This window comes from Staphylococcus kloosii, from assembly GCF_032139365.1.
GTDB classification, from domain to species: Bacteria; Bacillota; Bacilli; order Staphylococcales; family Staphylococcaceae; genus Staphylococcus; species Staphylococcus kloosii_A.
In genome coordinates this window covers 80,099-92,623 of sequence record NZ_JAVTDB010000076.1, presented here as the reverse complement: position 1 = coordinate 92,623, position 12,525 = coordinate 80,099, and the positions used below count along the sequence as shown (strand labels likewise).

Annotated in this window: 14 protein-coding genes; 12 read left to right on the top strand and 2 right to left on the bottom strand. The window is 33.0% G+C overall.

Annotation, left to right across the window (positions count from 1 at the left end):
• Window positions 1-334 precede the first annotated feature (334 nt).
• From RPL90_RS10600 to dltD, 5 genes are read left to right on the top strand one after another with little or no spacing between them, the layout of a single operon-like run.
• On the top strand, window positions 335-481 hold the full coding sequence (locus RPL90_RS10600) for a teichoic acid D-Ala incorporation-associated protein DltX (RefSeq protein WP_313549097.1): 147 nt from the start codon (window positions 335-337) through the stop codon (window positions 479-481).
• Window positions 482-495: 14 nt separating this feature from the next.
• Window positions 496-1,956, top strand: a complete 1,461-nt coding sequence (gene dltA / locus RPL90_RS10595; protein WP_313549093.1) for a D-alanine--poly(phosphoribitol) ligase subunit DltA — start codon at window positions 496-498, stop codon at window positions 1,954-1,956.
• On the top strand, window positions 1,953-3,167 hold the full coding sequence (gene dltB, locus RPL90_RS10590; RefSeq protein WP_313549088.1) for a D-alanyl-lipoteichoic acid biosynthesis protein DltB: 1,215 nt from the start codon (window positions 1,953-1,955) through the stop codon (window positions 3,165-3,167). The genes dltA and dltB overlap by 4 nt, the downstream gene beginning before the upstream one ends.
• An 18-nt stretch (window positions 3,168-3,185) precedes the next feature.
• Complete coding sequence (gene dltC, locus RPL90_RS10585; protein WP_313549083.1) at window positions 3,186-3,422, top strand: D-alanine--poly(phosphoribitol) ligase subunit 2; 237 nt, start codon at window positions 3,186-3,188, stop codon at window positions 3,420-3,422.
• Window positions 3,419-4,600, top strand: a complete 1,182-nt coding sequence (gene dltD, locus RPL90_RS10580; RefSeq protein WP_313549079.1) for a D-alanyl-lipoteichoic acid biosynthesis protein DltD — start codon at window positions 3,419-3,421, stop codon at window positions 4,598-4,600. Before dltC ends, dltD begins: the two co-directional genes overlap by 4 nt.
• A gap of 25 nt (window positions 4,601-4,625) precedes the next feature.
• Here the strand turns inward: dltD and RPL90_RS10575 are convergent, their stop codons facing one another.
• On the bottom strand, window positions 4,626-4,868 hold the full coding sequence (locus RPL90_RS10575; protein ID WP_042739763.1) for a NifU family protein: 243 nt from the start codon (window positions 4,866-4,868) through the stop codon (window positions 4,626-4,628).
• 105 nt (window positions 4,869-4,973) lie between these two features.
• Here RPL90_RS10575 and RPL90_RS10570 point away from each other — a divergent pair, with 105 nt between their 5' ends.
• Window positions 4,974-5,294 (top strand): YuzD family protein, encoded by a 321-nt coding sequence (locus tag RPL90_RS10570; RefSeq protein ID WP_313549067.1) that lies wholly within the window; start codon window positions 4,974-4,976, stop codon window positions 5,292-5,294.
• A 29-nt stretch (window positions 5,295-5,323) separates the two neighbouring features.
• Here the strand turns inward: RPL90_RS10570 and RPL90_RS10565 are convergent, their stop codons facing one another.
• Window positions 5,324-6,388 carry an NAD(P)/FAD-dependent oxidoreductase gene (locus RPL90_RS10565; RefSeq protein WP_313549066.1) on the bottom strand — a complete coding sequence of 355 codons (1,065 nt, stop codon included), beginning with the start codon at window positions 6,386-6,388 and terminating at the stop codon, window positions 5,324-5,326.
• 444 nt (window positions 6,389-6,832) lie between these two features.
• Here RPL90_RS10565 and RPL90_RS10560 point away from each other — a divergent pair, with 444 nt between their 5' ends.
• The 6 genes from RPL90_RS10560 (at window position 6,833) to RPL90_RS10535 (ending at window position 12,479) form a co-directional block, all read left to right on the top strand.
• The gene (locus RPL90_RS10560; protein WP_313549065.1) at window positions 6,833-7,069 is read left to right on the top strand and encodes a YuzB family protein; all 237 of its coding nucleotides are present in this window, start codon (window positions 6,833-6,835) and stop codon (window positions 7,067-7,069) included.
• Window positions 7,070-7,081: 12 nt separating this feature from the next.
• Window positions 7,082-7,441: a HesB/IscA family protein gene (locus RPL90_RS10555; RefSeq protein ID WP_313549063.1), complete on the top strand. Its 360-nt coding sequence runs from the start codon at window positions 7,082-7,084 to the stop codon at window positions 7,439-7,441.
• Window positions 7,442-7,731: 290 nt separating this feature from the next.
• On the top strand, window positions 7,732-8,940 hold the full coding sequence (locus tag RPL90_RS10550; RefSeq protein ID WP_313549060.1) for an NAD(P)/FAD-dependent oxidoreductase: 1,209 nt from the start codon (window positions 7,732-7,734) through the stop codon (window positions 8,938-8,940).
• Window positions 8,941-9,050: 110 nt separating this feature from the next.
• Entirely contained in the window at window positions 9,051-10,529 is a 1,479-nt protein-coding gene (locus RPL90_RS10545) for a M17 family metallopeptidase (protein ID WP_313549056.1), read from the top strand.
• A 225-nt stretch (window positions 10,530-10,754) separates the two neighbouring features.
• A complete protein-coding gene (locus RPL90_RS10540) occupies window positions 10,755-12,071 on the top strand; it encodes a Na+/H+ antiporter family protein (protein ID WP_313549051.1) in 1,317 nt (438 codons plus the stop codon).
• 30 nt (window positions 12,072-12,101) lie between these two features.
• Complete coding sequence (locus RPL90_RS10535; RefSeq protein WP_313549046.1) at window positions 12,102-12,479, top strand: PaaI family thioesterase; 378 nt, start codon at window positions 12,102-12,104, stop codon at window positions 12,477-12,479.
• Window positions 12,480-12,525: the final 46 nt, after the last annotated feature.

Genomic DNA, 12,525 nt, shown 5'->3' with positions numbered 1-12,525 from the left:
TGTATAACTAGTCTATACGAATAAAAAAATAAATGGAGCTACGTTAAATACGTATATAAATATGTAAAGAATATGTAAAAATATTTTAAAAATTTATTTGAAAGCCTTTTATAATTATGTTATAAATATAGCGGCAATAAATATATTGCGATACGCATTTTGTCGTTAGGTTAGGTAATATACGTCTTAACAACAATGTAAAATATTTATACAATTGTAAAGTTATAAGAAAAAATGTATAATGAATTTGTAAAGAATGATGATAGACAACGATTGTAAATTTTCGTCATTTAAATTGTGAGAATGAATCGTTGATTTTATTACGAGGTGGACAATGTCAAAAATTAAACTTAAATTCTTGCAATATAGTGCTGTGAAGGCAACAGGACTAACTGTATTGTATTTTATAATATTAATCGCTTTATATTTGATATATGGGTCAGGCGATACCCACAATAACTTTATTTATAATGAATTTTAAAGAGGAGTAAAGAGATGGATATCTTAACAACAGTTAAACAACACGCATCATTTCACCCTGATCAAGCAGCAGTCAAATATAATGGCGAAATTTTAACTTATAAAGAACTAGAACAACACTCTAACGCATTAGCAAAGCGTATAGAAAATGCTAACAAGCCGCTGTTATTATATGGACATATGTCGCCATTTATGATTGTAGGAATGTTAGCAAGTATGAAAGCAGGATGCGGCTATGTACCAGTGGATACGTCTTTGCCTGAAGATAGGGTCGCATCGATTATTAATAAAATAGAACCACAATATATCTTCAATACGACTTCGCAGTCACTCACATTAGCAATTGGCGAAGAAATTTTTATAGCATCTTTACGTCAACTGGCTACTGTTGAACATTATGAAGCGCATATTGCAAGCGATGATATTGTTTATACAATCTTTACTAGTGGTTCAACAGGTGAACCTAAAGGAGTGCAAATAAAATATAGTAGTTTAAATGAATTTGCAGACTGGGTGATTGAGTTAAATCAAGCAGGTGAACACCAACAATGGTTAAATCAAGCGCCATTTTCTTTCGATTTATCGGTTATGGCTATTTATCCATGTTTACTATCTGCAGGTACACTTAACCTAGTTGATAAAAATATGATTAACAAACCTAAATTGTTAAATGAGTTACTTGAAAATAATGACGTTAACGTATGGGTTTCAACACCGTCATTTTTAGAAATGTGTTTATTATTGCCACATTTTGATGAACAAAAATATTCTCAACTAAAACAATTTTATTTCTGTGGAGAAATATTAGCGCATAAAACGGCAACAATATTGAATAATAAATTCCCACACGCAACAATTTACAATACTTATGGTCCAACTGAAGCAACTGTAGCGATTACTAGTATTCAAATCACCAAAGATATCATCGATAGATATAATCCACTTCCAGTGGGTGTCCCGAAAAATGGCACAGTTTTGGATATAACAGAAGAAGGTGAGTTAGTCATTACGGGGAATTGTGTAAGTGCTGGTTATTTTAAAGATGAAGATAGAAGTAAAAAAGTATTTAAGTATAATGGTCACACTAGAAGTTATTATACAGGAGATAAAGCAGTTCAAAAAAACGGGCAATGGTTTATCCAAGGACGTATTGATTATCAAATTAAATTGAACGGCTATCGCATCGAATTAGAAGAAATTGAATTTCAATTAAGACATATTGATAAAATACGAGAAGCTATTGTAGTGCCAGTGTATAACAAAGATAAAGTATCAAAAATTATTGGTGTTATTACGTTAACGCAGAATACGCCACAAAATGTTGATATTAATGAGTTATCTCATGAAATTAAAGAACAATTAAAACAATATGTACCGGTATATATGATTCCGAGCAAATTCGAAGTCATTGATCAAATGCCTATGACAGTGAATGGTAAAGTAGATAGAAAGCAGATTGCTGAGGTTACAACATGATACCTTATGGAACTTTCACCTTTTTCTTAATAGCTCTCATTGTATTAATTCCAGTAATCATATTGGGGCTTATGGGTAAGAGAAGTTACATATATAATGGTTTGTCTACATTCTTTATGCTTGTAATTATTTTCTCTTCTCATAAACATAATTTATTTGGAATTAGCTATATTAGTACGCAACTTGTAAGCTTTATTATCTATATTATATGGCAAGTATGTATCATTATGACTTATTGGAAAACAAAGGCGAAGCATAATTCATTCGCAAAATTTGTAGTCGTCATAACTTTATCTATTTTACCTTTAGTATTGGTAAAAGTTATACAAAGCTCATGGTTAGGACGTTACCAAATTTTATTACATGAAAGTAAAGTTGTGTCATTCATTGGCTTTTTAGGTATTTCCTACGTGACTTTTAAAAGCGTGCAATTACTTATGGAAATACGAGATGGTTCAATTAAAGAAGTTAAATTTTGGAAACTAATTCAATTTATTTCGTTCTTTCCAACTATTTCGTCTGGTCCTATAGATAGATATAAACGTTTTGTCAAAGACGATAAAAAAGTCCCAACTGGTGGAGAATATAATAACTTACTAATTAAAGCGGTTCATTATATTATGATGGGCTTTTTATATAAATATATTATTGCTTACTTAATTCAAAAATATGCCGTTGCGCCATTAACAATAGAATTAACTACGTTTACCGGCAAATGGCTATATATGTATGCCTATAGTATGTATTTATTCTTTGATTTTGCAGGTTATAGTTTGTTTGCAATCGCCTTTAGTTATTTATACGGAGTGAAATCACCTGAAAACTTTAATCGACCGTTCAAAGCCAAAAATATTAAAGATTTTTGGAATAGATGGCATATGACATTGTCATTTTGGTTTAGAGATTGTATTTATATGCGCGCACTATTTTATATGTCTAAAAAAAGAATGTTTAAAAGCCAACTCTTAATGTCAAATATCGCATTTTTCATCAACTTTTTTATTATGGGAGTTTGGCATGGTTTAGAAGCACATTATATTGCTTATGGTTTATATCATGGCCTGATGTTTATAGGTTATGGCTATTACGAGCGTTGGAAAAAACAACATCCGCCTAGATGGCAAAATAAATTTACTCAAGCATTGAGTATCGTCATAACGTTCCACTTTGTAGCTTTTGGTTTTCTTATCTTTTCAGGTAAACTGTTTTAATTTTTAGGAGGAATTTATATGGAATTTAGAGCACAAGTATTAGATTTATTAGCCGATGTATCAGAAAATAACATCGTGAAAGAGCAACCAGATATCGAAATTTTTGAAGAGGGTATTATTGATTCGTTTAAAACTGTGGAACTCTTACTAGAGATTCAAAATAAATTAGATATTGAAGTTTCTATTATGGACTTCGACAGAGACGAATGGGCGACACCAAATAAAATTGTTGCAGTACTTGAACAACAAAAATGAAGTTAAAACCATACATTCCTATATTGGTTAGCTTAGTATTGTTTGGCGTTTTTCTACTATTACCTGCAAGTTGGTTTACAAGTTTAATCTCAAATAAAGCAGTAGCTGATCAAAGATTGTCACTGAATGAACAAGTGTTAAAAGGAACCCTCATTCAAAATAAATTATTTGAATCGAATCATTATTACCCTATTTATGGATCGAGTGAACTTGGTAAAGATGATCCATTTAATCCTGGAGTTGTGATGCATAATCATAAATACGCGCCACAACAACCGTATTTAATCGGTACTGGCGGTTCAACTGATTTAATCAATGCCGTTGGATTAGCGTCTCAATATAATAATTTAAAAGGTAAGAAGCTAGCTTTTATTATCTCACCACAGTGGTTTACAAATCACGGCTTAACTAATGTTAATTTCAATGCTAGGATTTCTCAAACTCAAATAGATAAATTGTTTGAACAGCCCAATTTAAGTCCAGAGCTTAAGCAACGTTATGCTAAAAGGCTATTACATTTTAAAAATGTTCAAAACAAACCATTTTTAAGACAAGTAGCTAAAAATCCGGATAACATCAAACATTCCTATGTTTCTTCGTTTAAAGCAAACCAATTATTAAAAATAGAGGCTATTAAATCAGCTTATCCTTTGGCACCCTCACCACTCGAAAACGTTAAACCACTTAACGATAACTACAAATCGTGGAAGGCTATGAGGAAAGATGCAGAAGCATATGGCGGTGAACATACTAAATCTAATAACTTTGGTATTAGAGATAAATATTGGGATTTGATTAAATCACGTAAAAGAAAAATTAATCGAAATTACGAATTTAATAAACACTCTCCAGAATTTACGGATTTAGCATTATTAGTAGATACAATGCGTGCAGCTGGTGCGGATGTACAATACATTAGCATTCCAGCAAATGGTAAATGGTATGATCATATTGGTATAGACTCTGAACGTCGACAAGGTGTTTATAAAAAAATTAATCATACTGTCACATCACGAGAAGGTAAATTGTATGACATGACAGACAAAGATTATGAACCTTTTGTTATTAGTGATGCTGTTCATATTGGTTGGAAAGGTTGGGTTTATATTAACCAATGTATCAACCATCATATGCATGAAAAAACACAAAAATATAAAAAAGAGCGCTCATTAAGCTGAGCGCTCTTAGTATATTTAATGTCGGTTAGAATACTTGTTCTACTTCTATAACACCCGGTACTTCTTCGTGTAATGCACGTTCAATACCAGCTTTTAAAGTAATAGTAGAACTTGGACAAGTACCACATGCACCGTGTAATTGTAATTTAACAATCCCGTCTTCTACATCGACTAGGGAACAATCTCCTCCATCACGTAGTAGGAATGGACGTAATCTCTCTATGACTTCAGCTACTTGATCAAACATAGTTGCGTTCTCAGTTGGCATACATATGCCTCCTTTCAAGTAAAAAAATTTCAACTTGTACTCATTTATTTATTATAATAGAAAATGGAAGAAAAATCTATAATTGAAACTAAAGGGGGATTTAACTTGAACAAGGTGAGTGTCGTCGTGTATGGAGCGGAAAATGTATGTGCAAGTTGTGTCAATGCACCTACGTCTAAAAACACGTATGAATGGTTACAACCATTATTAGCTAGGAAATACCCAAACATTCAGTTTGAATACACATATATTGATATAGAAAATGATGATGATAATTTATCAGATCATGATCAGCATTTTATCGAACAAATTCAAGAAGATGAATTGTTTTATCCACTTATAACAATGAATGATGAATATGTGGCTGACGGTTATATCCAATTAAAAGATTTAACTCGATTTGTAAATAAACTTGAAGCACAATAAAAGACTGCTCTTAAATGAGCAGTCTTTTTTTAACCATTATGGTATTTATACATCCAAAGTACGCCAGATTTTAATATGGAAGCTAAGCGTCCAGTTACAGTTCTATCCATAATGTATGCAAATCCTTTTTTATCTCCTAATGAGCCTAGGAAGCCCTGTACTTTAATTTCAGGCATTTTTTCAGGTAATTTTTTGTTTTGCCATTGTAATTTCATAACATCAGCAATTTGGTCTCCTTGATATTCTGCCAATTGCGCACTTGGAGCATGAGGTAGTTCTGCACAATCTCCAACTACGTAAACGTTAGGATATGTTGGCACTTGGTGATATTGGTTTAAAATAACTCGACCACTCTTACTAATATCGATAGGTAAATTTCTAACGATTTCGACTGGTTGAATACCCGCTGTCCAAACGATTAAATCTAAATCTTCTGGGACATCACAGTTATAGATACGGCCAGGTTCTACTTTGTTAATATCTGAATTTGGTACGACGTTCACATTGTTTTTCTTAAACCATTTTTCAATATAATTACTTAATTTTTCTGGGAAACGAGATAAGATACGTTCACCACGATCATATAGGTAAATATCTAAATCTTCACGACTTTCACGTAATTCACTCGCTAATTCGATACCACTAAGACCTGCACCAACAATACCAACTTTAGCACCGTTTGGTAGTTCGCTAATATGATGGAATGTTTCACGAGATTTAGATAATGTTTGAATACTATGTGTATACTCCTCTGCACCAGGAACGTTATGATATTTATCTTCACAACCTAAGCCGATAACTAGTTCATCATAATCAACTTTTGTATGTCCGGCTGTAACGATTTGATCTTCTAAATTAATATCATTGATTTCCCCGTAAACGATGTTCACTCGTTCAGAATTTGGGAAATTCATACGCACTTCTTTATCAGATTTTGTACCTGCTGCCAATTCATAAAATTCAGGTTTCAAACTATGATACGGCATACGGTCGATTAGTGTTAGTGAGTAATTGTCAGGCAAGGCGTTTGGTAAAATGTGAGACATAATACGCATGTTGCCGTAACCGCCGCCTAATAAAACTAAATTCTTCATTTTGATACCCCTCTAATAATAAATGTGTTTACAGATTTCAACAAAAGACATTGTACTCAGTTTCAGCCCGTTTGAATAAAATACATTTAAGTCTAAAAGTTTCAATCTATTTGCTAAGGTGAAAAATAAATAGGTGTCAGTGACCATCTCATTTTTCAAAATAAATGACTCGCTTATATTATATGCTTTTTTTAATTGTTCTACAAATAACTTAGACACATGTTAGTCAAAAATTAAATGATTATAGTAATCAAAATCGTTTAAAGAAAAGATGATTATAGACTCGAAAAAGTTGATAAATAACCATTTCTCTAGAAATTATTAATATTTATTTATAAATATGTTAGTTTGAAAATTTAATGAGATGAAGCAAAGCAAGAACATAGTCATTAGAAGTGAAAGTTGTTATAATGTTATAACTGATTATTAATAAGAAGGTGTATTATGAATCCAATAGTAGAGTTCTGCATTTCGAACATGGCGAAAGGTGGAGATTATGTATATAACCAACTTGATAATGATCCGGTTGTAGATGTTCTAGAATATGGGTGTCTGCAAAATTGTGGATTATGCTCAAGTACCTTGTATGCATTGGTAAATGGTGATATCGTTGAAGGTGAATCACCAGATGATTTATTACAAAAAATTTATGCACATATAGAAGAAACTTGGATTTTTTAGGAGGGACACATTATGGCAGTTATAAATTTGACTGAAGCAGCAGCTTATGAAGTTAAAGACATGCTTAAACAAAATGATATGTCAGACGGATATTTAAAGATTAAAGTTAACGGTGGTGGATGCACTGGTCTAACTTACGGTATGTCAGCCGAAGAATCTAAAGGTGACAACGATGAAGTATTTGAATTTTACGGTTTGAAAGTATTAGTCGATAAAGATGATAAACCCGTATTAGAAGGGACGACTGTAGATTTCAAACAATCATTAATGGGTGGCGGCTTCCAAATAGATAACCCTAATGCTATTGCATCATGTGGTTGTGGTAGTTCATTTAGAACTGCTAAAGTTGCGGGATCACCAGAAGATTGTTAATTATATTGAGTTGGGACACCATCACGTTATAATGGTCACGACCCTAATGAATAACAGTAAAGTTGTTATAGATAGAGGCTAAGTTGACTATTAGAGTATGGCTGTTCCAACTTTTTTCTGGAATGATTTGTGAAAAAATAAACAATATGCATGTAAGTGCTTGAAAATATACCTTAAAAAATATAAAATTATTAATGGATGAAAGATTGTCTTTAATGAGTTGAATTACTCTTATTAGGTCTTACTAAAGACGGTTGCAAGAAAAAATTATGAAAGCTTAGGTGAATAAAATGGCACAAAATCGTAAAAAAGTTCTAGTTTTAGGTGCTGGTTATGCTGGCTTACAAACTGTTACTAAATTGCAAAAACAAATTTCAGCTGACGAAGCAGAAATTACATTAATCAATAAAAATGATTACCACTATGAAGCTACTTGGTTACATGAAGCTTCAGCTGGTACGATTAGCTATGAAGATTTACTTTACCCAGTTAAAAGCGTAATTAACGAAGATAAAGTAAACTTTGTAAAAGCAGAAGTAACTAAAATTGACCGTAATGCTAAAAAAGTAGAAACTGATGCAGGTATTTTTGATTTCGATATTTTAGTAGTAGGTTTAGGTTTCGAAAGTGAAACTTTCGGTATCAAAGGTATGAAAGATCACGCTTTCCAAATCGAAAATGTTTTAACTTCTCGTCGATTAGCTCGTCATATCGAAGACAAATTTGCAAATTACGCAGCATCTAAAGACAAAGATGATCGTGATTTAGCTATTTTAGTAGGTGGCGCTGGTTTCACTGGAATTGAATTCTTAGGTGAATTAACAGACCGCATTCCTGAATTATGTAATAAATATGGTGTTGAACAAAGCAAAGTTAAAATCACTTGTGTAGAAGCTGCGCCTAAAATGTTACCAATGTTCTCAGACGACCTTGTTAACCACGCTGTTAACTACCTTGAAAATAAAGGCGTTGAGTTCAAAATTGCAACACCAATCGTAGCTTGTAACGAAAAAGGTTTCGTTGTTAAAGTTAATGATGAAGAACAACAATTAGAAGCTAATACAGCTGTATGGGCAGCTGGTGTACGTGGTAGTCAATTAATGGAAGAATCATTTGATGGCGTTAAACGTGGTAGAATTGTAAACGAACAAGATTTAACTATCGCTGGTCATGACGATATCTTCGTAATTGGTGACTGTGCAGCATTTATTCCTGCTGGTGAAGAACGTCCATTACCAACAACTGCTCAAATCGCTATGCAACAAGGTGAGCACGTTGCTAAAAATATCAAACAAATTCTTGAAGGACAACCAACACAAGAATTTACTTACGTAGACAGAGGTACTGTATGTTCATTAGGTTCTAATGACGGTGTAGGTATCGTTTATGGTAGAGATATTGCTGGTAAAAAAGCTGCTTTCATGAAGAAAGTTATCGATACACGTGCTGTATTTAAATTAGGCGGTATCGGCCTTGCATTCAAAAAAGGTAAATTTTAATTGTTAAATTAATAATACGACAGTAGTATCTAGTTAGGATATGCTGTGTAACAAAAAGCCTATCTGATTAAGATAGGCTTTTTATTTTTAATTAAAGGGGAATGATATTAATGAACATTCAATTTAACACAAAGGACAAAGCATTTGATCAAACGTTGATCGTTGGAGTAGCAGGACATTTAAATCAATTAACGCAACCTATTGTAGTAGATGACGTAGATATTACAGAAGACTTATCACAGCTGAAACATGATCATATAGTCGGAAGTCAAGTAGGAAAAATATATCAGACGCAACTGCAAATTAATGATAAGAAGTACCGACTGATAACCATTGGATTAGCTAATTTAAAACAATTGGCGTCATCTGATATTGCAGAAGTATTTGGCAATTTATTCCAATTTTTAAAAGCTGAAAATGTAACAACAGCATCAGTGTTATTTGATAGCTTTGACGCAAAAGCATTGCCAATAGAAAGAATAGCAGAATTGTTAGGACAACAAAGCATGCGTGCAATATATGAATTTGATAATTATAAAACGACGAAAAAAGCACCTTATGAATTAGTAATCAATTTACATAGTGAGAATCAACACATCATAACTTCTGTGCAACAGGGGCAAGCAATAGGCCAGGCGATAAATTTAGCAAGAGATTATAGTAACATGCCTCCTAATATTTTAACACCTAGTTATTATGAAGAAGTATTAACTGAGCATTTTAAAGATACAGTAGTACAATTGGATGTTAAAAATGAAACGCAATTACAAAATGAAGGTTTTGGACTAGTTCACGCAGTAAGTAAAGGTTCGAGTAATCCTGCGCGCGTATTTACGCTTACTTATAATGGAACATCAAGTGATGAGGCACCGATTGCATTAGTAGGTAAAGGTATTACGTATGATTCTGGTGGTTATTCAATTAAATCAAAATTAGGTATGCAGACTATGAAATATGATATGTGTGGTTCTGCAAATGTAATTGGCATGATTGAAGCGGCACGTTTACTTAAATTAAAAATTAATATTGTTGGTGTTATCGTAGCTTCGGAAAATATGATAAATGGTGAAGCAATGAAACCAGACGATGTTTTCACGGCGTTGAGTGGTGAAACAGTGGAAGTGTTAAATACTGATGCAGAAGGTAGACTCGTATTAGGAGATGCAGTCTTTTATGCAAATCAGTTTAAACCACAAGTTATATTAGATTTTGCTACTTTAACAGGTGCAGCTGTAGTAGCATTAGGAGAAGATAAAGCAGCAGTTTTTAAGAATAATGATAAAGCCCCGTTAGCTACGATTTTAGAACATGCTAGTGAAGTGGATGAGTTGGTCTTTGAATTACCGATGACGGCAACAGAGCAACGTTTAATCCGACAAACAGATGTCGCTGATTTGGTAAATCATACAAATGGACACGGTAAAGCATTATTTGCAGCTACGTTTATTAGCCATTTCGCTGGTGATACACCCCATTTACATTTTGATATTGCTGGTCCAGCTACGACACATAAAGCATCATTTAATGGTCCTAAAGGGCCAACGGGTTATATGATCCCTACAATCGTACAGTGGTTAAGAAGCTTATAATATAAAATCATAAGTTGAACTATATCTAACTTATACACATATTGACAATACAAATTAAATTAATAAATAGATAAGTATTGATACAGTGTTAAGTAATAAAGGTAGTAGTTCAACTTTTTATATTGATTATGATTTGTTTTATTTTTATTGACAAAGGTAATACAGATTGATAATATAAATTTCATGATGCTTTAGTTCGATAATGTGGTAAAGGAGTTTTGAATTGTGTTTAATGCAGTCGTTGTAGCCGTCGTAGTAATGATTATTCTATGTTTATGTAGATTAAATGTAGTTATTAGTTTATTCATTAGTGCGCTAGTGGGTGGCTTGATAGCCGGAATGAGTGTCGCAGATATTGTGACCGTATTCGGTAAAAATATTGTAGATGGTGCTGAGGTTGCACTAAGTTATGCTTTATTAGGAGGTTTCGCTGCTTTAATATCTTATAGTGGTATTACAGATTACCTTGTGTTAAAAATTATTAAAGCAATACGTGCTGAGAATTCGAAAATGTCACGTGTCAAAGTTAAAGTAATTATTATGATTGCATTATTAGTATTAAGTATTATGAGTCAAAACGTAATACCAGTACACATTGCATTTATTCCAATAGTGATACCACCATTAATTAGTTTATTTAATGAGTTGAATATTGATAGACGTCAAATTGCCTTGATTATAGGATTTGGACTATGTTTCCCATACGTGCTACTACCATTTGGTTTTGGTCAAATTTTCCACCAAATTATTTTGAAAGGATTTACGAAGGCACATCATCCAATAGAAATGAGTATGATTTGGAAAGCTATGATTATACCTTCAATGGGGTATATTGTAGGTTTAATTGTAGGTTTAATTTATTATCGTAAACCAAGAAAATATATTGAGCATAAAGATGAAAGTGAAGTAGCAGAAGTAACTTTAAAACCTTATGTCATTGTTATTACAATCATTGCCATTATCGCAACGTTTACAGTTCAAACGCTAACAGATTCTATGATATTTGGTTCCTTAGCGGGTGTCTTAACATTCTTTGTTTCTGGAGCTTATAACTGGAAAGATTTGGATCAAAAATTTGTCGACGGTATTCAAATTATGGCTTACATTGGTGTCGTTATTTTGACAGCTAATGGTTTTGCCGGGGTTATGAATAAGACAGGAGACATTAGCCAATTAGTACATAGTTTAAGTGATATTACTGGCGGTAACAAACTGCTTAGTATTATTTTAATGTATATAATCGGTTTAATCGTGACATTAGGTATTGGTTCTTCATTTGCGACTATACCGATTATCGCAACGTTATTTATTCCGTTAGGCGAATCTTTAGGTTTAAGTACAATGGCACTTATCGCATTAATCGGTACAGCGAGTGCACTTGGTGATTCAGGTTCACCTGCGAGTGATTCTACTTTAGGTCCAACAGCCGGTTTAAATGTTGATGGACAGCATGACCATGTGCGTGATACGTGTGTACCTAATTTTATATTCTATAACGTACCTTTAATCATTTTCGGAACAATAGCCGCTATGATATTATAATGAGTAAGTTAATAAAAGGGGTGTTGCGTGATGAGTACGATGTTAGATGCTTTAGAGATGAAGATTGAAAAGCAAGAGCATGGATTAATGGTCGTTTCTATGCCAGTCACTGATAAGGTTAAACAACCATTTGGTTACTTACATGGAGGTGCAAGTTTAGCATTAGGTGAAACTGCATGCTCAATGGGAGCAGCATATATTATAGATACTGATCATTATATACCGCTTGGTTTAGAAATGAATGCTAATCACATTGGTTCTACTGTGGAAGGTACAATCTATGCCACCGCAACGATTATCCATGAAGGTAAAACGACACAAGTTTGGAACATCGAAATTAAAGACGATACGGACAGATTAATTTGTATCATGAGAGGTACAATGGCAATCAAAGAACGTAAAGGCTAATAAAAAGGTTGAACAATTAAATCTTAATTGTTCAGCCTTTTTAAAT